The organism is Rhodococcus sp. MTM3W5.2 (assembly GCF_001984015.1).
Classification (GTDB): Bacteria; Actinomycetota; Actinomycetes; order Mycobacteriales; family Mycobacteriaceae; genus Rhodococcus_G; species Rhodococcus_G oryzae.
The window spans coordinates 4,644,943-4,667,732 of the sequence record NZ_CP019572.1; the positions used below are offsets into that span (position 1 = coordinate 4,644,943).

Sequence of the window (22,790 nt, forward strand, 5' to 3'; positions counted from 1 at the left end):
AATGGTTGAGGTTGCACGCTCTGTCCATGCAGCGCGAACCCGCGCGGCGGAAACCCGGTTACTAGGAGCGCGCCATGTCCACCATCCTGCGTCCGACCACCTCCCCCGACTCGACGACCCTCAGCCTGGGGCGGTGGCAGACAATCCTCGCCGCGACCGTGGCGGCCGTGGTGGGCAACCTCGCGATCTACCTGATCGCCCTGATCGCGGGCGGCTCGCTCGAGGTCATCGACAAGGGCACCGCCAAACCGATCTCCGCGACCGGAATCGTGGGGATCTCGGCATTGCCGACCGCGATCGGCGTCGGACTGGTCGTGCTGCTGTCCCTGCGGTGGGCGGTCCTGATCCGGGTCGGCCAGGTGGTCGGCGCGGCTCTTCCCCTGCTCACCATCGCGCTCGCCGCGATGGCCGACACCGACGGCGTCACGAAGACCGCCCTGATCCTGATGCACGTGCTGATGGCGGCGGCGATCGTGGCGAGCCTCGAACTGCTCCGCCGCCGGGTCGTCGGCCGGGCGAACGGCTAGGAATCAACCCGTACCCGCTACACTCCTACCGTGCAATACGGCCCGCAGGTGCTCTGCGGGCCGGACGCCCTCGTAGCTCAGGGGATAGAGCAACCCTCTCCTAAAGGGTAGGTCGCAGGTTCGAATCCTGCCGAGGGCACCACCACGGCCCGACAGCGACGCCCGCTCAGGTGGGCTGCCGCCTCCCCGTGAACGCGATGAGCCGCTCGAGAGCCCCAGCGCCCTCCTCGACGGGTACCGGGTCCCCGAAATCCCCACTCTCCCGCTGCGGCGGCCCGATGACCGTGTTCGCCAGTCCCAGTACGTAGCTCGCGAGCTGGTCGGGAACCTCGAGCCCTTGCCCCGTCGCCACCGCGAAATCCCATGCGTGGACAAGGAATTCGATCGACAGGATGCTCACGGCCGTCGTCGCGGGCATCGGGGTCGAGCCCGGCGACACGGTGCCGTGCAGACCGCGGCGGTGCCAGCCCTCGGTCGCCGCCGCGGCGGCGTCGGCTATCCGCACCTCCACAGCCTCGTCCGCGGCGGCGACCGGCATCGTCGCGCCCCCAGCCGACCCGAGGCTCGCGATCGACCCGAGCAGGTGCTCGGCCAACTCGGCGACCGTGAAGTCGCGGCACGGGGTCCGCCGCTGCATGTCGTCGGCGGTGAGTCCGCGCAGCACTCCCTGCAACACCACAAGCGTGGCTTCGGCGCAGGTGAGTTCGTCCGTCGGTTCGAGCGCGACCGCCCAGTCGTCTGGTCCCGCGTCGCCGCTGCGGGCGGCGACGGCCAACCGGTCGAGGTAGTGATTCCACACCTCGGCGTGGCTCGGCGCCTGTGCGTCGGTCAGGCCATCGTGCACCCACCGGATCTCGGTCGAACCGTCAAGCGGGGTCAGCGTCATCGCGACCGTCGAACCACCCGGCGGCAGGTCGTCGCTGTCCTCCCACCACCACCGGAGCTTGAGTCGTTGACCGGGCACGACCTCTTCGAACGTGCCGGACGCGGAGTGGCCGGGCACCACCGTCCACCGGTACCGCCCGCCCTGACGCAGATCGACCCTCGCGGCCACGGTCAACCATCGTCGCAGCCGTTCCGGACGGCTGATCAGCTCGAACGCCGCGTCAGGCTCGAGCGCAACCTCGACGGTCCTGTCGAATTGCGTCACGGGTCTCCTTCCAGGCGACCCCCATCTATGAATATATCGCCGATGCCCCCGGATCGACCCCGAAACCGACCACCCGACTGGTTACCACCTGGACGGCAGACAAGGTGATCAGGGCGGGTTTTTTCGCCGCTACGCGCTGCCCGCACGGGCTCCGTGGGTTAGCGTGTTACGCGTCTACCCGGGAAACCACCGTCACAGCGTTCGACCGTCACTGCATTGGATCGATGCAAGGGAGCTCGGAGTATGCGTCAGCGCCTCCGCTTTTTGACAACAACGCTCGGTGTCCTGCTCCTGCTGGCGGGGCTGGCCCTGCCCGCGACTGCCACACCGGCGGGACCCCTCTACCCCACGCCCGATCCGGACCCCTTCTATCTGGCCCCGCCCGACCTTGCGAATCTGCGTCCCGGCGATGTGGTCCGGGTCCGCCCCATCGACGCCTCGCTGTACGCGAACAGCGACGGCTGGCAGGTCGCGTTCCGCTCGACCAACTCCACCGGCAAGCCCATCATGGGCATGACCACGGTGTTCCTGCCCCACGGCATCAAGAATCCGCCGCTCGTCTCCTACCAGGCGATCATCAATTCTCTGGGCACCAAGTGCAACCCCTCGCGGGCGCTGTTCAACGGCGAGTTGAACGACGCCCCCGGCATGTACCTGCCGATCAACCGCGGTTGGGCGGTCTCGGTGCCCGATCACATCGGGCCGACCGGGGCCTACGGTGCCGCCAAGCTCGGCGGCCTGATCACGCTCGACAGCGTTCGCGCCGTGCAGAAGGTGGCCGAGCTGGGTCTCGCGAACAGTCCGGTCGCCCTTGCCGGGTACTCCGGCGGCGGCATGGCGAGTGCATGGGCGGCGGCGCTGCAACCGACCTACGCACCCGAACTGAAGCTCGCCGGGGTGGCCGCGGGCGGCATCCCGGCGGACCTCTGGGAGATGGTGCAGGGCCTCGGCCTCAACCCGCATCCGGGCTTCGGCCTCGCCTTCGCGGCGGCCATGGGACTCGAACGCGAGTATCCCGAGCGGCTGCCGGTCTCGTCGCAGCTGAACCCGACGGGCCTGTGGTTCCGCGACTGGGTGACCAACGAGTGCCGTCGATTCCTGCTCTTCCACGGCGTGTTCCGCAACGCGGAACAGCTCGCCGCGTCGACCAGCCTGTTGGGAAGTCCGGAGGCACTCGGGGTCCTACGCGAGAACAGCCTCCGGTACTACCCGACGATCCCGACCGTACCGATGTACATCTGGCACGGCATGTACGACGGGCTGACCCCCTATGACGCGGTAGCCGATGTCGCACACCGGTATTGCGCGGCAGGAGCACCCCTGACCTTCGTGCCGTACGACATCGCCGAGCACATGACCACCGCTGCGGCCGGGTTCGGCGACGCCTGGAACTACGTCGAGGCGCGCTTCCGTGGGGAGCCGGCTCCCACTCGTTGCTGAGTTAGTCCGCACGCGATGCTCACGGCGCCGGGCACACCGCGGCGGTGAGTGCGCGACTGGCGGCGGGAGACCGCGCTTCATCGGTGAAGTCCTGGTTCAGCGAGATGGTTACGGCCCGCCCGGTCGCCGGAACCACACCGGCGTAGGTGATCGACCCTGAGATGCCTCCGCTGTGGCCCCAGAAGTACTGTCCGCACGGCATCGATAGGCGCATCAACCCGAGACCGTATGCCATCGTGCCGCTTTCGCCGATGGCCCGGACATTCTGCATCTCGGCCAATTGGGCTGGCGGAAGCAGTTTGCCGTCGAGGAGAGCGGTGAAGAAGCGGTTGAGGTCCGCGCCGCTGGCGACCATCGCGCCCGCCGCACCGGCCGCGGACACGTTCTGGCTGGTGTAGTCGGTCCGCCGGCCGCCGACCTCGGTATAGCCGATGGGATGCGGGCCACGCATATCGGTTTCGTCCGGTGCCGGGTAGTAGGTGTCGTGGAGGCCGAGTGGTTCGACGATGCGACGGGTGATCTCCACGCCCACCGAAGCACCGGTGATCCTCTCGATCACCATCCCGACGATGGCGTAATTCGTGTTGGAGTACTCCCATTTCGCTCCGGGCTCGAACGCGGCGGGACCGGTCAGCGCGGTGCGCAGGACAGCGGCCATATCCGCGGTCTGCCACCGTGCCTGTTCGCTGAGGATCTCCATTTGCCAAGGCATCGGCGTCGCACCGAACTCCGCCGCATACTCGGGGAGCCCGCTGGTGTGCTGCAGCAGATTTCGGATCGTGATCCGGTTCCCGTCGATACCCGGCCCATGCACCACTCCGGGCAGATACCGCTCGACCGGGGCGTCCAGTTCGGCCTTGCCCTCGGCCACCAACTGCAACATGACCGTCGACACGAATGTCTTTGTGTTGCTGCCGATCCGGACCCGGGCATTGTCAGCGAACGGCTCTCCGGTAGCCAGATCGCCGACGCCCGCGGTGACCCGCCAGCTGCGCCCCCTGTCGTCGATCACCGCCTCCGCACCCGGATATCCCAGCTGCACGGCATCATTGAGAGCCGCCGCGACCTGCTCCCTCCCCAGTTCTCGCACGTCGGACGCATCGTCCACACCGCAGGACGTCGCCGTCACCATCGCCGCCACCAGCACCGCAAGTTTCACCTTCACACCATCAAGCTACGACGAATGGCCGTCTGTGATCAGGCAGCCACCACCCGAATCTCGGGTGGTGCTGGCACCACCGTCCACCAGGCCGAATACGAAAGTCCCACCCAGCGGGAGACACCGGACGCACCGCTCTCGGCGCCTACCTACGGTGCTTCAGGACCGCGCGCCGTTCCGGCGCCGAAAACTGATTCGAGAGTGGGTCTTTCGTGCAGGCAACCAATCAGGTCATGCGTTCCGCCCGAAATCGGGTTCATCTCGTCAGCACCGTCGCGGTGTCCGCGGCCCTCGTCCTGTGCGCCGCACCGTCCGCGAGCGCCGTTCCCGACTTCGGATCCACCGGGTCCAGCGGCAACGGCGACCTGGAGCTGACGTACGTCAACTCGCTGACAGTGCCCACCGGCACCCCGTTCGACGGGTTCCCGATCGGCGGGCTGTCGGGCATCGACTACGACGCGCAGCGCGGCGAATACGTCGCCATCAGCGACAACCGCGGCGAGCAGGGCCCGGTCCGCCACTACTCGCTGCGCCTGCCGCTCGACCAGGCCGGCAGGCTGACCACGGCCGACTTCACGGCCCAGGCCGCCCTGCTCGACACGAATCAGGCTCCCTACGCCCCCAAGACCGCGGACACCGAGTCGATCCGCTTTCTCCCCGGCTCCGGCACCCTCCTCTACACCAGCGAGGGATCCGCTCGCATCGGCCTGCCCGGCTTCGTCCGTGAGACCGCCCGCGACGGCGCGTTCGTGCGGGACTACGCGCTCCCCGAGGCATACGCGCCGACGGCCGCCCCGCCGTCGGGATTCCGGGACAACCTCGGCTTCGAGGCCATGACCGTCGACCGCGCGGGCACCACCGTCACCGCCGCGAGCGAGAACGCCCTGGCCCAGGACGGCCCGGCCATCTCGGATCAGGTGGGCAGCTCGTCCCGCGTCCTGCGCCTTGACCGGGCCACCGGCGCCAACCTCGGCGAGTTCGTCTACGAGGTCGACCCCGTCCGCCTCGCGCCCGGCGAGGCGTTCAATCCCGTGTCGTCGGTGAACGGGATCGGCGAGATCCTGGCGATCGACGACTCCGACTATCTCACCGTGGAGCGCAATGTCTCGGCGGCAGGTGGATTCTCGGTGAAGCTGTATCGGACCAGCATCCACGGTGCCGAGAACGTCGCGGGCAGGGCCGTCCTGAGCGGAACCGAACGGAAGATGCGCAAGGAATTGGTCTTCGACTTCGCCGCGGCAGGGGTGAACCCGGAGTGCATCGAGGGCATCACCTGGGGTCCCACCCGACCGGACGGCACCCGCACCCTCGTGCTGGTGGCCGACGACAACTTCGGCATCGCAGGAAAGACCACGTTCCACCTGCTCACCGTCGGACGCTGACATACCGACCGTTCCTATTGCTCTGGCTCTCGATTCTGGGCACTATGACCGGGTGTCCAGAATCGGCCATCGTCCCGCCGTCCTCGTTTCTCTCGCCGCGGTGTCCGCGCTGATCCTCGGCGGGTGTTCTGCCGGGGCCGAGTCCGAGGCGGGGCCGACATCGATTCCCGAGGCGTACACCAAGCTGCCCGCCACCGCGGCGGTCGGCAACTGCGGCCCGGGCAGCGGGGCCACCGTGGCCGACGGCGAACTCACCATCGCCACCGATTCACCGGCCTACGAGCCCTGGATCGTCGGCAACGACCCGTCGAACGGCAAGGGCTTCGAGGGCGCGGTTGCCCGCTCGGTGTCCGAGAAGCTCGGGTACCGACCGGATCAGGTCGAGTTCATCCGGGTGCCCTTCAACGACGCGATCGCGTCCGGCGAGAAGAACTTCGACTTCGACATCAACCAGGTCACCATCGTGGGCGACCGGCGCGATGCCGTCGACTTCTCGTCGCCGTACTACGCGGTTGCACAGTCCATCGTCGCGATGAAGGGGACCCCGGCCGCGGCGATCGATTCCCTCAACGGGCTCGCCCCCTTCCGGCTCGGCGCGCAGAGCGGCTCCACCAGCCTGGCCTCGATCACCGGGACGATCCGGCCGTCCCGGCCGCCCGTCGAGTTCGCCACCAACGACGAGGCGAAGGCCGCACTGGCGGCGGGCACGATCGACGCGCTGGTCGTCGACATCCCGACCGGATTCCAGATCACCGCAACCGATCTGCCGAACAGCACACTGATCGGCCAGTTCCCGCGCCCGAACACGGTCACCGAGTTCTTCGGCCTGGTGCTCGAGAAGAACAGCCCGATGACGGCATGCGCCTCCGCGGCCGTCGACGCGCTCTACGCCGACGGCACGCTCGACCGGCTCGCCCAGACCTGGCTGGCCGACACGGCCGGGGTTCCGGTCCTGGGCTGACAAAGGCGGATTCCGATCGAACGCCGGTGCCGATCGTCGATCTGTCGTAGCCTCCCCTCGGATCCCGGCGGGACGACCGGGTGCGCAATCACGAGGGGCGGACGGCGATGACACGCGGAGTTCGGGCACGGTTGATCGGTTCACTGCTGGCGGCGACGGTCGTGCTCACGCCCGGCCTGCTGGTCCCGGCGGCCGCCTCGGCCCAGCCGACCACCCCGACGTCCAGCTCGAGGGCGCCAAGAACTTCCGCGACATCGGCGGCTACCTGACCGCCGACGGCCGCCGGGTACGCGAGGACCTGGTGTACCGGTCGAACAGGCTCAGCAAGCTCACCGACGCCGACCAGGCGAAGCTCACCGCGGCGAATGTCACCCTTGACGTGGACCTGCGCAACGCCATGGAGCGCAAGGACGAACCGGACCGTCTGCCCGCAGGCGTCGAGTACAAGGTCGCGGATGTGGTGAGCCTGAACAACGGGCTCGGATTCCACGAGTTCGTGCCGATCACCCTGGGGCGGGCCATCATCGACGCGGCCGTCAAGGGTTCCTCCGACATCGGCCAGAGCATCGGCTACCCCTTCATGGTCAGCTTCCAGGGCTCCGACGTCGCGTTCCGCGACCTGCTCACCGCGATCGCGCAGCAACAGAGCGGCGCGGTCGTCTACCACTGCAGCGCGGGCAAGGACCGCACCGGATGGGCGACCGCCGTCCTGCTGACGATCCTCGGCGTCCCCCGCGCAACGGTGAACGCGGACTTCCTGGCCAGCAACACCTTCCTCGGCCGCAGCGACGCCGTCGAACAGTCCTGGCTCGACGCCGCGTTCGATCAGGTCAACCGGCTGTACGGCAGCTTCGACCGCTACGTGCGCGACGGGCTCCGGCTGGATCAGAACACGGTGAACACGGTGCGGGCCAAGCTCCTGGTCTAGTCCGACCTAGGCGTAGAGGGTGACGAACGTGCGCAGCGAGCCCTCGATGTCGCCCTTGAGGGCGCGGGCGACGCCGGAACCGATCGGGCCGAACAGCGGCGCCCCGCCGAGGTCGATGTTCAGACCGACCTCGGCGCCGTCACCCTTGGGCGTCACCGAGAGCGTGAGGTTCACCTTGACGCCGCCCTTGCCGTCCCCCTTCAGGAGCAGGGTCTTGGGCGGGTTGTACTCCTTGATGACCCACTTGATCCGATTCCGCATCCCCTTGACCGAGACCACCGACTCGGCGGTGGTCCCGGCCGTCAGCTGCTCGGGGATCTCGGAGCGCCAACCGTCGTGAATCGAGAGCCACTTCTCGAATTCCTCCAGAGCGCTTGCCTTCTCCCACGCTTCCTGTGGGGACAATGGCACATCGATCGACACCTTCAGCTTCGCCATTGACGAATCGTAGCGAACAGTCAACGCTCCGCTAGTGGGCGACGGCCTTCTCGACGCCGACCCCGGTCAGGGAGCGAACCTCCATCTCGGCCTGCTTCGCCGCGTTCTCCTGCTTGGCCCGGCCGACGTGGGTGCCGACGATGCCGAGCAGGAAGGCGAGCGGGATGGAGACGATGCCGGGGTTCGCCAGCGGGAAGAAGTCGAAGTCGGCGCTCGGGAACATCGACGAGGCCTTGCCGGACACCGCTGGCGAGAACACGATCAGCACGAGGCAGCTGATCAGGCCGCCGTAGATGCTCCACAGGGCGCCGGTGGTGTTGAACCTCTTCCAGAACAGCGAGTACAGCAGCGTCGGCAGGTTCGCGGAGGCCGCGACGGCGAAGGCGAGCGCGACCAGGAAGGCGATGTTCTGCCCCATGGCGAGAATGCCGAGGACGATCGAGACCAGTCCGATGACCACCACGGTGATCCTCGAGACCCGGACCTGCTGCTCCTCGGAAGCCTTGCCCCGCTTGATGACACTGGCGTAGATGTCGTGGGCGAAGGAGGCCGAGGCGGTGATCGCCAGGCCGGCCACGACGGCGAGGATGGTCGCGAAGGCCACCGCGGAGATGACCGCGAGGAAGATGGTGCCGCCGAGTTCGAACGCGAGCAGCGGCGCGGCGGAGTTCTCCTTGCCCGGCGCCGCGAGGATCTTGTCGGGCCCGACCATGCGGGCGGCGCCGTATCCGAGTACCAGGGTGAACAGGTAGAACGCCCCGATCAGGCCGATCGCCCAGGTCACCGATCGCCTGGCCTCCTTCGAGGTGGGCACGGTGTAGAAGCGCATCAGCACGTGCGGCAGTCCTGCGGTGCCGAGCACCAGCGCGATGCCGAGCGAGATGAAGTCCAGCCGCGACATGGAGCTGATGCCGTACTTCGCGCCGGGCGCGAGGATGTCGCGGCCCGCGACCGCCTCGTTGGCGGAGCCGTTGACCATCGCCTGCGCGTCCGCGAGCAGCTGCGAGAAGTTGCCCTTCACCGCGAAGAGCACCAGCACGAACATGATCCCGGCGCCCAGGATGAGCAGCACGGCCTTGACCATCTGCACGTAGGTGGTGCCCTTCATGCCGCCGATGAGCACGTAGACGATCATCAGGACCCCGACCACCGCGACGACGACGGCCTGGCCGACCTTGCCGTTGATGTTCAGCAGCAGGGCAACGAGTCCGCCCGCGCCCGCCATCTGGGCGAGCAGGTAGAACAGCGAGACCACCAGTGTGGACAGCGCGGCGGCCATCCGGACCGGACGCTCCCGCAGCCTGAAGCTGAGCACGTCGGCCATCGTGAATCTGCCTGTGTTGCGGAGCAATTCGGCAACCAGCAGCAGCGCCACCAGCCAGGCGACCAGGAAGCCCACCGAGTAGAGGAACCCGTCGTAGCCGTAGACGGCGATGGCCCCGCGATGCCGAGGAAGGAGGCGGCCGACAGGTAGTCGCCCGCGATGGCGAAGCCGTTCTGCGGGCCGGAGAACTGGGCGCCGCCGGTGTAGAAGTCGGACGCCTTCTTGGTGGTGCGGCTCGCGCGGATCACGATGGTCATGGTGATCACGACGAACGCCACGAAGATCGCGATGTTCAGTGCCGGGTTGCCGACCGAGGCCGTACCCGCTGCCAGAATGGTCACTTGGCCGGTCCTTCCAGCTCTTCGCGGATCGCGGTGGCGCGGGGATCGAGCTCGCGGTTCGCGAACCTCACGTAGAGCGCGGTGATGACGAAGGTCGACACGAACTGGCCGAGCCCGAGGATGACGCCGAGGTTGACGTTGCCGATCACCTTGGTGGCCATGAAGTCGGTCGCGTAGGTGGCCAGCAGCACGTACGTCGCATACCAGGCCAGGAAGAACGCGGTCATCGGGAAGACGAAGCGCCGCAGCCGGCTACGCAACTCCTGGAACTCGGGACTGGCCTGCATGTCGATGAAGGCCTGCGCGTCCGGGGTCGGTCGCTCGGGCGACCTCTCCGGGATCAGGTCGGCTGTGGTCACTGCGGACTCCTCGGTCGGTGGGGCCAGATCCCGTGAGGACCGGCAGGTCACAGACGCTAGTGAGACCCAGGTCACAGAGACAGACAGTGGCGGCGGTCACACGCCGAAGCGTCGGATCCCTCGCCGGACGGTCGCCACCACACGACGAACGGCGAACGGCGTAGGCGGCTGCGCCGCCTGTGAGTACGTATGGGGTCCATAGGGGCCATAAGTACTCACAGGGACCGGAGGTCCCCTTCCCGGTCCCTTCCGACGCCGAGCCGTTCCGGCGCGTGCATTCGGGCGAAGGTCCGGCCGATGTCCTGGGGCACCCGGCCGCGGGTGCCCCGGCTGACGAGCACCATGACCAGGAACGCCAGCGGCACGCTCACCGCAGCCGGGTAGCCGACAACCGCCCCTGGCCAACCGGTCAGCGTCCAGTCCGCCCATCCGCCCGGCGCCCCTCCGACCGAGGTCAGCAGGGCCGCGGCCCCGGCCACCAGGCCACCGGTGACCATCCCGGCCGCCGCCCCGACCGCCGTCAGCCCACGCCACCAGATACCGAGCACCAGCAGCGGGCACAAGGTGGACGCCGCGACGGCGAACACCAGCCCTACGGTCCGGGACAGGTCGACGGACACCATGCCGAGCGCGAGCAACAGCGGCACGACCCCCGTCAGCACCGCCGCCACCCGGAAGTCGCGGACGCGGCCGCGCAGCACGTCGGTGCTCAGCACGCCCGCGACGCTGACCAGCAGCCCCGAGGAGGTCGACAGGAATGCCGCGATCGCCCCGGCCGCGACGAGTGCGGCCAGCAACTGGCCGCCGGGACCGGACAGCACCGACCCGGGTAGCAACAACACCGCCGCATCCGAGGTGCCGGTGATGAGCAGCTGCGGCACCCACAACCTCGCGAACACCCCGAGCAGGGTCGGGAACAGGTAGAACACGCCGAGCAGCCCGATCACCGCCAGCGAGGTCCTCCTTGCCGTCCGGCCGTCCGGGTTGGTGTAGAAGCGGACCAGCACATGCGGCAGACCCACCGTGCCGAGAAAGATCCCGATCATCAGCGAATACACCTGGAAGAGCGGGTGCTCGCCGCCGAGCCCCGAACCGGGCTCGAGCCAGTCGGCGTCCGTGGCGGGGGCACCCGCGACCACCGGCACCGGCGAGCCCGCCTCGAGGACCAGCGCGGTCCCCGCGCCCAGCTCGTGTTCACCCGGCCCAAGGGTGATGATGCCGTCCACGTCCGCGCCGTCGAGGGTTCCGTGGACGCCTGCGGCGATCGGCCCCGACACCTGGACGACGACGTCGGTGGTGATCTCCACCGTGGTGCGCTCCCCCACGGTGGGCGGCGCGGGCGCACCGAGATCGTGCTCCTCACCGAGGAAGTGCACCCCGAGCACCAGGGCGGGCACCGCGACCGCCGTGAGCTTGAGCCAGTACTGGAATGCCTGCACGAAGGTGATCGAGCGCATCCCGCCGCCGACCACGTTCGCGATGACGATCAGCGCGACCGCGACCGCGCCGACCCAGGTGGGGATGCCCAGCAGGATGCCGACCGTCAGGCCCGCACCCTGGAACTGCGGGACCATGTACAGAGTGCAGATCACCGCCACGACCACCATGGCAAGTTTGCGCAGTCGGGTTGAACCCAAACGGAATTCGGCGAAGTCGGGAACCGTGTAGGCGCCGGACCTCCGCAACGGCGCGGCCACGAACAACAGCAACCCCAGGTAGCCGGCCGTGAAACCGACCGGATACCAGAGGGCGTCCGCGCCGTACTTGGCGATCAACCCGGCGACACCGAGAAACGATGCCGCCGAAAGGTATTCACCGGAGATCGCGGCGGCGTTCCAGCGTGGACCGACGCTGCGCGAGGCGACCAGGAAGTCCGAGGTGGTTCGCGCCAGCCGCACCCCGTAGATGCCGATGGCCACCGTCACCACCGCCGCGGCCAGCAGGCCGAGCACCGTTGCCACCGGGATGGGCTGTCCGGACACCGTGGCCACCAACCGCGCTCAGTCGTCGGCCAGGTCGACGAACTCTTGCTCGTTGCGTTCCGCGCGCCCGATGTAGAGCCTGCCGACGATCAGCAGCACCGGGTACACCAGGACCCCGAGGACCAGCCAGGGCAGCCGGATCCCGAGCACCTCCGCCTCGGCGAGCCCGGGAAACGCGATGATCAGCAGCGGCACCGCGGACAGCAGCCCGGCGGCGAGCAGGGCCAGCCGCAGGGCCAGCCCCAGCTGGGCGCGGACCAGCCCGCGGATCATCGCGTCGCCGACCTCGGTCTGCTCCTGGACCTCCACCCGAGTGCGCACGATCCGGGCGCCGTGCCTTTTGGCCAGCACCACCCGCTCCCTCGCCCTCGGCGCTCCCCCTGGCGCTGTCACCGGCCGGTCCAGCTCTGCCGCGGCGCACGCACCAACCGATCCTTGAGCTCCCTGGTGTGCCGCCTGCTCACCGGCAGCTCGACGGCCGGTCCGTCGCCGACGGCCCGCAGACACACCACCGTGCCGTTGCCGACGCTGCGGATCCCCGTGACCAACTGCAGCGACACCAGGTACGAGCGGTGCACCCGAAGGAATCCGGCCTGTTCCCAGCGGCTCTCCAGGGCTGAGATCGGGATCCGCACCAGATGCGACCCGGTCGCCGTGTGCAGCCTGGCGTAGTCGCCGTCGGCCTCCACCCAGGCCACCGCGGATCGGGGAACCAGGGTCGTGACGCCGCCCAGTTCGACCGGGATCACCTCATCCGCGTCCGGTTCGGGCCTGCCCGCGCCCGCACGCTCGTGCTGCTGTTTGAGCGCGACGATCCTTCGGACCGATTCCGCCAGCCGTTCCTCACGCAACGGCTTGAGCAGGTAGTCGACGGCTCCGAGGTCGAACGCCGCGACCGCGCGATCGTCGTGCGCGGTCACGAACACCACCGCGGGCGGGTCGGCGAATGCGGCGAGCACCCCGGCCAGCTCCAGCCCGTCGAGGCCGGGCATGTTGATGTCGAGGAACACCGCGTCGATGGCCGCTGACCTGCCGAGACGATCCTTGATCACCCGCAGCGCGGTGGTGGCGTCGCTCGCGGTGAGGATGTCGCCGACCGAATCCTGGGCGCGCAGCAAATAGGCCAGCTCGTCGAGGGCGGGGCGCTCATCGTCGACGGCAAGCACGGTCAGCGGGGCGAGCGTCGGCCCATCGGAGTTCTGCGTCACAACGGAACCATCGTGCCATGGGTGAATCTCCCCGACGTCACACTCAGGCCCGGATTCCGGGACGGAACTTCGGCACCCGCATGCTCACCTTGGTGCCAGCGCCCGGCGCCGTCTCCACCACCAGCCCGTAGTCGTTCCCGAACGCGGCGCGCAGTCGGTCGTCCACGTTCGCCAGGCCGACGTGCGCGGATTCCCTGGCGCTCGGCCGGTCGCCGCCGGACTTGATCGCGTCCAGCGAGCCCGAGCGCAACAGCTCGGGATCCATGCCGACGCCGTCGTCCTCCACGCTGATGACGCAGTCGGTGCCCTCGTCCGCCGCGACGATGCTCACGGTTCCACCCTGCGGCTTACTCGAGATCCCGTGTCGCACGGCGTTTTCCACCAGGGGCTGCAGTGCAAGGAACGGCAGCACGACACCAAGCACCTCCGGGGCGACCTGCAGGCGTACCTCGAGGGCCTTGCCGAACCGGGCCCGCTCGAGGGTCAGATACCTGTCGATGTTGCGCAGTTCGTCGGCCAGCAGGGTGTACTCGCCCGCGGACCGGAACGAGTACCGGGTGAAGTCGGCGAACTCGAGGATCAGCTCCCTCGCCCGGTCAGGATCGGTACGGACGAAGGACGCCACCGTGTTGAGTGCGTTGTAGATGAAGTGTGGGCTGATCTGCGCGCGCAGGGCGCGCACCTCGGCCCGGTCCAGCCGCGCCCGGGACGTGTCGAGTTCGGCCAGCTCGATCTGGCTGCACGCATACCGGGCCACCTCCGCTATCGCACCCAGCAGGCCGGGGCCGGGCGCACCCGCGGTCAGCACGCCCATCACCCCGACCACCCCGGAATCCTCGATGAGCAGCGGTTGGGCGATCAACGCCCCGACCTCGGGCTTGCCGAGTTCGGCCGATTCGACCAGTACCCGTCGCTCACCGGCGACGGCCCGGAGCCCGGCCTCCCGGAACCGCTCGGCCAGGTCCGCGTGCGGTCCGTGCCAGGCCAGCAGCACCCCGTCCGCGGAGGCCAGCGCCACGGCATCCGCACCGGTCAGTGCCTGCAGGTGCGGGGCAGCCTCGGCCGCGGACGTGGCGTCGAGGCCGCGGCGCAGCGGTTTCGCGGCGAGGGCGGCCGTGTGCAGGGTGGCGTGCACGGCTCGCTCCGCAGGCGTGGTGAGTGTTCTGCGGCCGCGCAGCCACCACGCGCCGAGCGCGAGGGCCGCGGCGACGATGACCAGTAGAACCGCGGCGGTGGTGCCGGTCACCGGTCCCGACTCTCATCGAGCAGGGCGAGCAGCTTCCGCGGGGCGACCGTGCGGTACGCGTCCTCGACGATGTCCGCGATGTCGTCCCACTCCTGCGGACGGTCGAGGTACACGCCGATCCAGCCGCGCCCGCCCACGTACGGCGGCACGAAGAAGCGCTCCGGGTCACGGGCCACCCAATCCGACTGCGCCCCGGCGGGCGCCGCCGCCCAGAAGGCCAGCCGGTCGTCGTGATGGTGGTCGGACAGGGTCGCGAACTGCGGGGCCTTGCGGACGAACCAGGCCGGCTCGCCGTGGCTGATCCGCTCCGTCGCCTCGGGCATCCGCAGGCACAGCTCGCGGAGCCGGTCGAGCGGGCTGGTCGCGGTCATGAGTAGACGCTACGACAGCCGGGCGGTCGCCGACCGCGAGACGCTCACGGGGTGCCCGGGCAGGTGTTCGGCGCGGGCACCCCGGCGAACCGGTCCGCGATCCAGGCCACCGCCCCCGGGGTGGCCCGCGGGTCGGCATGTCCCTCACCCGGCCGCGACTCCAGCGCGATCACGTCGCCGAGGGCACAGGCCTTCGACACCGCCACCCTTGTCCAGTCCGCGGGGATCAGATCGTCGGTGTCCCCGACCACCACCAGCATCGGCGCCTCGGTGCGTTGCTGCGGCAGCGCGATCCGCTCCAGCCACGCCCGCATCCGATCGGTGTCGGCGGTGGTCAGCGGGAGGCTGTCGGCCCGGGTGATCTGCACCGCCGCATCCCATTTTCGCTCGGCCGCCGGCCCGGTGCACGACATCAGGATCTCGCGACTGTCCGCCAGCGCGCCCCGGATGTAGTTCGCCGGATCGAGGCCGGCGTGCTGCGCCTCGCCGCCCGCGAGCAGCATCGGCAGGAAGATCTGTTGCGGCAGCGTCAGCGAGATTCCGCCGAGGTCGTCGGCGATATGCGACAGGTCCGCTGCCGGGGACAGGTTTGCCGCGCCGACGAACTCGAGCCCGTCGCCGTATCCGGCCGCGTGTTCGGCCGCGGACCACGACGCCTGACCACCCTGCGAGAGGCCGAGCGCCGCCCAGCGGTTCGAGGTGCCCGGCACCGCCGCCCGGGCGGCCCGGACCCCGTCGATCAGGTTGTAGGCGGCGGACTTCGGCTCCAGGTACGGGTGCGGTCCCGGTGTGCCGAGCCCCTGGTAGTCGGAGGCGACGACGACATAGCCCCGATCGAGCAGCGCGGTGACCATACCGACAGCCCCGAGCAGGTCGGGGTACTGCGAGGGCGCACACTCGTCGGTGACGCCGGTGGTGCCGTGCCCGACGGTGACAATCGGCCACCCGCCCTCCGGCGCTGCGCCCGGCGGGACGAAGACCGTGCCGGACACCTCGGTTCCGCTGCCGTCCAGGCCCGAGGTGGAGCGGTAGACGAGCTTGCGGGCCGTGACCGGGCCGTGCGGACTCGCCGCCGCGGTCTCGGCGAGCGGCTGGTCCTCGATCAGCGCCCCTCGCTCGTCGCCAATGGGCGCCTGCGCCGACGTGATCGCGGCATCCTCGTCAGCGGCCGAGGTCGTGGCGTCGCGCACGGACTCGGCGGGCGCATCGGAGCAGCCGGCGGCGAGCGCCACACACGCGATCGCGGCGAGGATCGCCTTGGTCCGGTTCACGATCCGATTGTGCCCGAGCTGCGCCCGGGTGCTCACCACCGCGACCGCCGCACCCTCGACTCGGCCGCGACCTCTTCGATGTCGAGCCCGTCGAGCACGTACCTCAGCACCTCGTCGTCGAGTTCGCCCGCGTTCCTGGCCGCGATCAGCGCCGCCCGCTGGTCCTGGAGAACCCCACGACGCAGCCGGTTGAACACCGCGCTCGCCCGCAGTGCCTTGGCCTCGTATTCGCTGACCTCCTCGGCCCGATCCACGTTCGCCCTGGCCTCGGACACCCGCTGGACCCGCTGCACCAGCGCCGACAGCTCCGCGGTCGGCATCCCGGCAGGCGGATCCCGCAGCGCCTCCTCGAGGAACTGCGCGGCCGCATCGTGAGAGATCCGCCGCGCGAGCATCATCTGCTCGCCTTGTCGCTGGTCCTCATCCGGATCGGCCACATCGAGCCGCCGGATCAGCAGCGGCAGAGTCAGGCCCTGGATCAGCAGCGTTCCCACCGCCACGGTGAAGGCGACCGCCACGATGACGCCTCGTCCGGGGAACGGATCGCCCGCCAGGGTCGTCAGCGGCACACCGGACGCGGCGGCGAGGGTGACGACGCCGCGCATCCCCGCCCAGGAGATCACCAGGTTCTGGCGCCAGCCCTCACTCCTGGCCTGGGTGGCGAAAATCCACACGGGGCGGATCAGGATCACCAGGGCGAGGATCGCCAGCCCGTAGGCGAAGATGTGGTGGACGGGGAGCCCCTCGTCGCGCACGTCCTCGATGACGAACCGCAACTGCAATCCCATGTACGCGAAGACGAAGGTCTCCATGACCAGGTCGATCGTCGGCCACACCGCGCTCTCCTGGAGACGAGTGGAGACGGACTCGTCCCCGACATCGCGCCCGAGGACGAATCCCGCCGTGACGACGGCGAGCACCCCGGAGGAATGGACCTCCTCTGCCGCGAAGTACGCGGCAAACGGCAGCAACAACCCCAGCACGGTCTCCATCGGCGGGTCTGCGATCCGCGCGCGAACGAACCGGACCGCGAACGAAAGAGCAAGCCCGACAAGGACTCCGCCCACGACCTCGTAGAGGAAGTACAACACCGGCGACCCGATCGCGATCTTTCTGCCGGTGACCGCCGCGGTCGCAAGGGCGAAGAGGGTCAGCGCCGCAGCATCGTTGACCAGGGATTCGCCCTTGAGGATCGCCATCATGCGGCGAGGCAGACCCAACTTCCGGCCCACCGCGACCGCGGCCACGGCGTCGGGCGGCGCCACCACGGCACCGAGAACGAGCGCGGCTCCCAGGGTCAGCTCCGGCACCAGCCAGTTGGCAAACCATCCGACGGCGAAAGTGGTGACGACGACCATTCCGATGCCGAGCCGCAGGATGGGCGCGAGATTGCGCCGAAAGGTACTGAACGAGAAGTCGAGTGCCGCCGAGAAGAGCAGTGGCGGCAGGACGACGCCGAGCATCAGCTCCGGCGAGAGCTCGAGGCGAGGAAGTCCGGGGATGAACGAGGCGGCGCCTCCGATGGCGACGAGCACCAGGGGACCTGGAGATCGAACCGCTTGGCAAACCCCGTCACGGCCATCGCGACGATCACGACGAGGAAGAGCCAGGTGACCGACATCGGCCTAGTTCACCGCGCAGCTTCCACCCTTACCCGGCAGCCGATGCCTGTTGGCCGCCACCCAGTGATACAGGCGGTCCTGGAGCTGGCGAACACCCCAGATCCTGTAGACGAACAGGGGGATTCGGGTACCGAGCACCCCCGAGAGCGCAGCGTTGATGGCGCCGGCGCCCGCGTATCGGTCACCTCGGGAGTCCACCGCCCATGCCTGCTCGAGCGCGGCCTCGGTGTCCACTCCGAATCTCTCCGGCGCGCCCCGCTGCTGCAGCGCGACCGCGCTGACCCGACCGCGGCGGTCGATGCGCTCGAGGAACTTTGCACTACGTACACAGAAGCCGCAATCCCGATCGAACAACAGCTCCACCGTGTACGGGGAATGATCGGGCATTGCGGCTCCTGTTCGGGATCGGCTATTCGTTCGGGATGATCTTCTTGGCCGCGTCCTGGGCCTTGTCGACGTGCTGGGCGTACTTGCCGCCGGTCTTGTCGTCGATGAAATCGCCCGCCTTGTCGACGGCGTCCTCGATCTTGTCGGAGTGCTGGGCGGCCGCCTGCTTGCCCTTGCCGAACAGGCCCTTGAGGGTGTCCATGAAGCTCATAGCGTCTCCTCCTCCGGTGCCGACCAGGCACCTTGGGTCGCCGGGGCGTTCCCCCGCTCCGACCCCAGTCTCACAGAGATCCCGTGGTCACGCCACCGGATCCGGGCCATTCGAGCCGGTCACGCCGCCGACATCCGGCGCTGCGAACAGCCGCCGCTTCTCGCCGTGGATCGCACCGGAGACCCACCACGCCGCCTCCACCAGCACGATGCCAACCGCGCCGCAGACGAGCGCCGTGGTCGTGGCCGCCACGTTCGACGGGTCGAGCTTGAAGAACTCACGGGTGAAGGGCAGCGCGAACAGGACGAGGTATCCGGCCACCGACCCGGCGATCAGCGGCACCTTCCACCACGTGTACGGCCGCGCCACGATGGCCAGCACCCAGAGCGCGATCATGATCAGGGTGATCAGGGCCGTGGTCCCGGCCTGCACCCGCTGCGTCTCGGTGGCCTCCGGCCCCGCATACACCAGGGCATAGGCGACAAACGTGGCGACACCGATGACCAGGCCGGACGGCACCGCGAGCCGCATCACCCGCGGGACGAATCCGCTGCGCGCCCGCTCGTTGTTGGGCGCCAGCGACAGGATGAACGCCGGGATGCCGATCGTGAACCAGGCTGCGATCGTGACGTGCCGCGGCAGGAACGGGTACGGCATCGGCTCGAAGTCGAAGAACTCGGAGAGCACCCCGACAGCCCGACGAGCAGTGCCAGCAACACCGAGTACACGGTCTTGGTGAGGAACAGGTTCGAGACGCGCTCGATGTTGCCGATCACCCGGCGCCCCTCGCCCACCACGTACGGCAGGGTGGCGAACTTGTTGTCCAGCAGCACGATCTGGGCGACCGCCCTGGTCGCGGGGCTACCCGAGCCCATCGACACCCCGATGTCGGCATCCTTGAGCGCAAGCACGTCGTTGACGCCGTCACCGGTCATGGCCACGGTGTGACCGCGCGACTGCAGCGCCCCGACCATCTCGCGCTTCTGGTCCGGCCGCACCCGGCCGAACGTGGTGGCCGTGTCCAGGGTGTCGGCCAGCGCCTCCCGATCTTTCGGCAGCTCCCTCGCGTCGATCGGACGGTCACCGCCAGGCAATCCGAGTGAATCAGCGACCGCGCCAACGGAAACCGCGTTGTCCCCGGAGATCACCTTGACCGCGACATGCTGATCGGCGAAGTACTCGAGGGTCTCCCGGGCGTCGGGCCGCACCCGCTGCTCGAGCACCACCAGCGCCGCAGGCGTCACCCGACCCGGTGCCGCGGAGTCGTCCACCGACATGTCACTGCTGCCGAGCATCAGCACGCGCAGGCCCTTCGAGCCAAGCTCCTCGGCCTCACGGGCGGTCTCGGTCTCCGGGTCGAGCAACACGTCGGGGGCGCCGAGCACCCAGTTCCCGTTGTCGCCGTAGGAGATACCGCTCCATTTCTTGGCGGAGGTGAACGGCGCTGTGGCCGTGCTGGTCCAGCCGGGATCGCCGTCACAGGATTCCGCGATCGCCAGCATGCTCGCGTTCGGACGGGGGTCGCTGCCCGCCATCGCCGCCAGCGCGTCGCGGGCCGAGGCCTCGTTCCCGTCGAGGGAACGCAACTCCGACAGCCGCATGCCGTTCTCGGTGAGCGTGCCGGTCTTGTCCGCGCACACCACGTCGACGCGGGCGAGCCCCTCGATCGCGGGCAGTTCCTGCACCAGGCACTGCCTGCGCCCGAGCCGGACCACGCCAACCGCGAAGGCCAGCGAGGTCATCAGCACCAGGCCCTCCGGCACCATCGGGACCAACGCCGCGACCATGCCGTTGAGCGCCGCGGACAGATCCTGCTCGCTGACGAACAACTGGTTGTAGATGATCAGCAGGCCCGCCGGGATCATCAGGTACGTGATGAACTTGAGGATCCTGTCGACGCCGCTGCGCAGCTCGGAATGCACCAGGGTGAACTTGCTCGCCTCCGCCGCCAGCTTCGCCGCGTAGGCGTCCTTGCCGACCTTCGTGGCCTGATAGGCGCCGCTGCCGGACACCACGAAACTGCCCGAGAGCACCTGCTCGCCCGGCCGCTTGTGGACGGGGTCGGCCTCGCCGGTCAGCAGCGATTCGTCGACCTCGAGGACCTCGCCCTCGACAACGGCGCCGTCGACCACGATCTGGTCGCCCGCGCCCAATTCGATGATCTCGTCGAGAACCACCTCGTTCGGTGCCACCGACACCGCTACGCCGTCGCGGCGCACCTGGGGCTTGGCCTGGCTGACGATCGCCAGCTTGTCGAGGGTCTGCTTGGCCCTGACCTCCTGGATGATGCCGATCGCACTGTTCGCGATGATCAGCAGCCCGAACATGCCGTCGATCACCGAGCCCGTGGCCAGCACGATGATCAGCAGCACACCGAGGATCGCGTTGATCCGGGTGAACACATTGGCGCGGACGATCTCCTTGACCGACCGGCTCGCGCGCCCGGGCACGTCATTGGTCTGCCCGTCCACGACCCGTCGCGACACCTGCGCCGCTGTCAATCCGGTCGAGACGTCGACCTCGCCTGCCGTCAGTGTCGCGACCGTCACACCGTCGCCGGAATTCTCGTCGGGGCCATGCCGCCAGGCTATGCCAGACCCGGGGACACCCGCCGCCTCTCGATCACGCGAGCCGCAGCCACCACTGCCGCTGCGAGGCCGGCCGCAGCACGTCGATCCGCTGTCCCGGCATCGGCACGCTCACCTTCGTTTCCACCTCGCCCGCCGCCGCCAGCAGCCGGGTCACCGGCTCCGCCCACGGATGGAAAGCCAGATTGAAGGTCGCCCAGTGCACAGGCACCAGCACGCCGGATCCGGGCTCGCCCAGGTTGAGGTCGGCGTGCATCCGGACCGCCTCCTCCGGGTTCATGTGGATGTCCGGCCAGTGCTCGTCGTAGGCGCCGACCGGGAGCAGTGTCAGGTCGAACGGGCCGTGCCGCCTGCCGATCTCCGCGAACCTCGGGGTGTAACCAGTGTCACCACCGAAGAACACCGCTCGCTGCGGTCCTGCGATCACCCAGGACGACCAGAGCGTCGGGTTGCGCACCAGTCCGCGGCCGGAGAAGTGCCGCGCCTCGGTGCAGGTGAGGGTCATGGCACCGACCGTCGCCTGCTCGTCCCAGTCGAGCTCGATGATCCGATCGTCCGGCACCCCCCAGTGCCGCAGGTGCGCCCCGATGCCCTTCGGCACCACGAACGGGGCCCGCTGGGTGCGCACCAGGGCCATGACGGTGGCCTTGTCGAGGTGGTCGTAGTGGTCGTGCGAGACGACGACGGCATCGATCTGTGGCAGCGCCTCGATCCCGACCGGGGTCGGATGCAGCCGGGCGGGGCCGACAAGCCGGGAGGGCGAGACCCGATGGCTCCAGACGGGGTCGGTGAGCACCCGGTGCCCGTCGATCTCGATCAGCGCGCTGGAGTGGCCGTACCAGGTGACGGCGAGTTCCGCGGGCTGCGCGGGTGCGAGCGGGGTGGCCAGCGGGATCGGGTTGCGCGGACGTCCCAGCCGGCCGCGGGTGAGCAACGAGGTCACGATGCTCGAGCGGGTGGTCACGAACTGGCTGCTGGGTTCGGTGTTGTGGAACCGTTTGCCGCGATACCGGGCGGAACCCTTCGCGTGCGGCACGATCGCCGTGGTCGAGGCGCCCATCGCCGAGGACAGGTCCGTGCCGACGCGCACGAGCGCCGCGACCCCTGCCAGGCCGGCCGCGGCCGCGATGGCGCCCTTGATCCCGAGTCTCATCGGCCCTTGAACTCCGGCTGCCGCTTCTCCCACCGAGCCTGGCGGGCCTCGTCCATGTCCTCGCTTCGCCAGGCCGCCTGCAGCGCGCTGAGCTGTTCGGGAGTCGGGTCGTCCTGGGTGCCGTCGTCGTTGAACACCATCTTGAGGTGTCGCAGCGACAGCGGGGCCAGCGCCCCGATGCGCTTGGCCCAGTCCTGCGCGGCCGCGAGGTTGCCGATCTTGTTCGCCAGGCCCGCGGTCAGCGCCGCCTCGGCGGTCAACGACTCGGCTCCGAGCAGCATGGTGCGGGCCGGGCCGCCGCCCGCGAGGGACACCAACCGCTTCACGGTCCAGGTGTCGACGGAGATGCCGAACTTGGCGGCGGGGATCGCGAAATGGGCGTCGGGGGCGACGACCCGCAGGTCCGAGGCCAGGGCCAACTGGGTGCCCGCACCGACCGCAGGGCCGTTCACCGCCGCGATCACCGGGATCGGCGCCGCGTCGATGGTGTGCAGCATCTCGAGCAGGGTGTCGGTGAAACCGTCGGCGTACACGTCACCGGACAGGTCGGCGCCCGCGCAGAACGCGGAGCCCTGCCCGGTCAGCACGATCGCCCGCGCCCCAAGGGCAACGGCCTCGTCGACGGCATCGCGCAGGAGCACGCATTGCTCGGTGTTCAGAGCGTTCCGCCGCTCCTCTCGCTGGAGCTCGATGGTCACCACATCACCGTCGCGGCTGGTCCCGATCATGTGAATGACCGTAC

20 protein-coding genes, 1 tRNA gene and 3 pseudogenes are annotated in these 22,790 nt (G+C 69.2%); 7 read left to right on the forward strand and 17 right to left on the reverse strand.

Translation table 11 applies throughout. From position 1 onward, the window contains the following. The first annotated feature begins 74 nt into the window (after positions 1–74). Complete coding sequence (locus tag BTZ20_RS21055) at positions 75–527, forward strand: DUF6069 family protein (protein ID WP_077042695.1); 453 nt, start codon at positions 75–77, stop codon at positions 525–527. Between the two features lie 66 nt (positions 528–593). Beyond that, positions 594–669 (forward strand) — tRNA-Arg (locus tag BTZ20_RS21060). A 24-nt stretch (positions 670–693) separates the two neighbouring features. Here the strand turns inward: BTZ20_RS21060 and BTZ20_RS21065 are convergent. Next, entirely contained in the window at positions 694–1,677 is a 984-nt protein-coding gene (locus tag BTZ20_RS21065) for a TIGR03086 family metal-binding protein (RefSeq protein ID WP_077042696.1), read from the reverse strand. A gap of 243 nt (positions 1,678–1,920) precedes the next feature. Between BTZ20_RS21065 and BTZ20_RS21070 the strand changes: the two genes are divergently transcribed. Continuing rightward, positions 1,921–3,117, forward strand: a complete 1,197-nt coding sequence (locus BTZ20_RS21070) for a lipase family protein (RefSeq protein ID WP_077042697.1) — start codon at positions 1,921–1,923, stop codon at positions 3,115–3,117. A gap of 19 nt (positions 3,118–3,136) precedes the next feature. Here the strand turns inward: BTZ20_RS21070 and BTZ20_RS21075 are convergent, their stop codons facing one another. Beyond that, complete coding sequence (locus BTZ20_RS21075) at positions 3,137–4,276, reverse strand: serine hydrolase domain-containing protein (RefSeq protein ID WP_145982381.1); 1,140 nt, start codon at positions 4,274–4,276, stop codon at positions 3,137–3,139. 233 nt (positions 4,277–4,509) lie between these two features. On the opposite strand from BTZ20_RS21075, the gene BTZ20_RS21080 reads away from it, so the two are divergent. The 4 genes from BTZ20_RS21080 (at position 4,510) to BTZ20_RS21090 (ending at position 7,547) form a co-directional block, all read left to right on the forward strand. Continuing rightward, positions 4,510–5,658, forward strand: a complete 1,149-nt coding sequence (locus BTZ20_RS21080) for an esterase-like activity of phytase family protein (protein ID WP_083742980.1) — start codon at positions 4,510–4,512, stop codon at positions 5,656–5,658. A gap of 61 nt (positions 5,659–5,719) precedes the next feature. Then, a complete protein-coding gene (locus BTZ20_RS21085) occupies positions 5,720–6,619 on the forward strand; it encodes a transporter substrate-binding domain-containing protein (protein WP_077043878.1) in 900 nt (299 codons plus the stop codon). Between the two features lie 107 nt (positions 6,620–6,726). After that, the gene (locus BTZ20_RS28520) at positions 6,727–6,888 is read left to right on the forward strand and encodes a hypothetical protein (RefSeq protein ID WP_223263452.1); all 162 of its coding nucleotides are present in this window, start codon (positions 6,727–6,729) and stop codon (positions 6,886–6,888) included. Next, a complete protein-coding gene (locus tag BTZ20_RS21090; protein WP_262982617.1) occupies positions 6,885–7,547 on the forward strand; it encodes a tyrosine-protein phosphatase in 663 nt (220 codons plus the stop codon). The genes BTZ20_RS28520 and BTZ20_RS21090 overlap by 4 nt, the downstream gene beginning before the upstream one ends. Positions 7,548–7,553: 6 nt before the next feature. Here the strand turns inward: BTZ20_RS21090 and BTZ20_RS21095 are convergent, their stop codons facing one another. The 15 genes and pseudogenes from BTZ20_RS21095 to BTZ20_RS21165 all read right to left on the reverse strand — a co-directional run bounded on the left by BTZ20_RS21095 (position 7,554) and on the right by BTZ20_RS21165 (position 22,776). Beyond that, positions 7,554–7,985, reverse strand: a complete 432-nt coding sequence (locus tag BTZ20_RS21095; RefSeq protein ID WP_077042700.1) for an SRPBCC family protein — start codon at positions 7,983–7,985, stop codon at positions 7,554–7,556. Positions 7,986–8,016: 31 nt separating this feature from the next. Further along, positions 8,017–9,650: pseudogene (locus tag BTZ20_RS21100) on the reverse strand (cation acetate symporter). Continuing rightward, positions 9,647–10,009, reverse strand: coding sequence for a DUF485 domain-containing protein (locus tag BTZ20_RS21105; protein ID WP_077042701.1), 363 nt, complete (start codon positions 10,007–10,009; stop codon positions 9,647–9,649). Before BTZ20_RS21105 ends, BTZ20_RS21100 begins: the two are co-directional and overlap by 4 nt. Positions 10,010–10,224: 215 nt before the next feature. Continuing rightward, positions 10,225–11,991 (reverse strand): cation acetate symporter, encoded by a 1,767-nt coding sequence (locus BTZ20_RS21110; protein ID WP_077043879.1) that lies wholly within the window; start codon positions 11,989–11,991, stop codon positions 10,225–10,227. 18 nt (positions 11,992–12,009) lie between these two features. Beyond that, the gene (locus BTZ20_RS21115; protein WP_411269090.1) at positions 12,010–12,345 is read right to left on the reverse strand and encodes a hypothetical protein; all 336 of its coding nucleotides are present in this window, start codon (positions 12,343–12,345) and stop codon (positions 12,010–12,012) included. Between the two features lie 35 nt (positions 12,346–12,380). Beyond that, a complete protein-coding gene (locus BTZ20_RS21120; RefSeq protein ID WP_077042702.1) occupies positions 12,381–13,199 on the reverse strand; it encodes a LytR/AlgR family response regulator transcription factor in 819 nt (272 codons plus the stop codon). A 43-nt stretch (positions 13,200–13,242) separates the two neighbouring features. After that, complete coding sequence (locus BTZ20_RS21125) at positions 13,243–14,445, reverse strand: sensor histidine kinase (protein WP_077042703.1); 1,203 nt, start codon at positions 14,443–14,445, stop codon at positions 13,243–13,245. Further along, entirely contained in the window at positions 14,442–14,816 is a 375-nt protein-coding gene (locus BTZ20_RS21130; RefSeq protein ID WP_077042704.1) for an MmcQ/YjbR family DNA-binding protein, read from the reverse strand. The genes BTZ20_RS21125 and BTZ20_RS21130 overlap by 4 nt, the downstream gene beginning before the upstream one ends. A gap of 44 nt (positions 14,817–14,860) precedes the next feature. Further along, positions 14,861–16,087 carry a lipase family protein gene (locus BTZ20_RS21135; protein ID WP_077043881.1) on the reverse strand — a complete coding sequence of 409 codons (1,227 nt, stop codon included), beginning with the start codon at positions 16,085–16,087 and terminating at the stop codon, positions 14,861–14,863. Between the two features lie 32 nt (positions 16,088–16,119). Continuing rightward, positions 16,120–17,708, reverse strand: a pseudogene (locus BTZ20_RS21140) (Na+/H+ antiporter). A 4-nt stretch (positions 17,709–17,712) separates the two neighbouring features. Continuing rightward, positions 17,713–18,096: a thiol-disulfide oxidoreductase DCC family protein gene (locus tag BTZ20_RS21145; protein WP_077042705.1), complete on the reverse strand. Its 384-nt coding sequence runs from the start codon at positions 18,094–18,096 to the stop codon at positions 17,713–17,715. A gap of 22 nt (positions 18,097–18,118) precedes the next feature. Then, positions 18,119–18,307, reverse strand: coding sequence for an antitoxin (locus tag BTZ20_RS21150; protein WP_077042706.1), 189 nt, complete (start codon positions 18,305–18,307; stop codon positions 18,119–18,121). Positions 18,308–18,394: 87 nt separating this feature from the next. After that, positions 18,395–20,856: pseudogene (locus BTZ20_RS21155) on the reverse strand (HAD-IC family P-type ATPase). A 73-nt stretch (positions 20,857–20,929) separates the two neighbouring features. Next, positions 20,930–22,048, reverse strand: a complete 1,119-nt coding sequence (locus BTZ20_RS21160; protein WP_077042707.1) for an MBL fold metallo-hydrolase — start codon at positions 22,046–22,048, stop codon at positions 20,930–20,932. Further along, entirely contained in the window at positions 22,045–22,776 is a 732-nt protein-coding gene (locus BTZ20_RS21165) for an enoyl-CoA hydratase (protein ID WP_077043882.1), read from the reverse strand. Before BTZ20_RS21165 ends, BTZ20_RS21160 begins: the two co-directional genes overlap by 4 nt. Positions 22,777–22,790: the final 14 nt, after the last annotated feature.

What these genes read in the sequence shown, in the direction of transcription:
- BTZ20_RS21095 (WP_077042700.1), bottom strand. Translation starts at nt 7,985, where the DNA reads ATGGCGAAGCTGAAGGTGTCGATCGATGTGCCATTGTCCCCACAGGAA.
- BTZ20_RS28520 (WP_223263452.1), top strand. Translation starts at nt 6,727, where the DNA reads ATGACACGCGGAGTTCGGGCACGGTTGATCGGTTCACTGCTGGCGGCG.
- BTZ20_RS21130 (WP_077042704.1), bottom strand. Translation starts at nt 14,816, where the DNA reads ATGACCGCGACCAGCCCGCTCGACCGGCTCCGCGAGCTGTGCCTGCGG.
- BTZ20_RS21145 (WP_077042705.1), bottom strand. Translation starts at nt 18,096, where the DNA reads ATGCCCGATCATTCCCCGTACACGGTGGAGCTGTTGTTCGATCGGGAT.
- BTZ20_RS21070 (WP_077042697.1), top strand. Translation starts at nt 1,921, where the DNA reads ATGCGTCAGCGCCTCCGCTTTTTGACAACAACGCTCGGTGTCCTGCTC.
- BTZ20_RS21160 (WP_077042707.1), bottom strand. Translation starts at nt 22,048, where the DNA reads ATGAGACTCGGGATCAAGGGCGCCATCGCGGCCGCGGCCGGCCTGGCA.
- BTZ20_RS21055 (WP_077042695.1), top strand. Translation starts at nt 75, where the DNA reads ATGTCCACCATCCTGCGTCCGACCACCTCCCCCGACTCGACGACCCTC.
- BTZ20_RS21150 (WP_077042706.1), bottom strand. Translation starts at nt 18,307, where the DNA reads ATGAGCTTCATGGACACCCTCAAGGGCCTGTTCGGCAAGGGCAAGCAG.
- BTZ20_RS21080 (WP_083742980.1), top strand. Translation starts at nt 4,510, where the DNA reads ATGCGTTCCGCCCGAAATCGGGTTCATCTCGTCAGCACCGTCGCGGTG.
- BTZ20_RS21165 (WP_077043882.1), bottom strand. Translation starts at nt 22,776, where the DNA reads ATGATCGGGACCAGCCGCGACGGTGATGTGGTGACCATCGAGCTCCAG.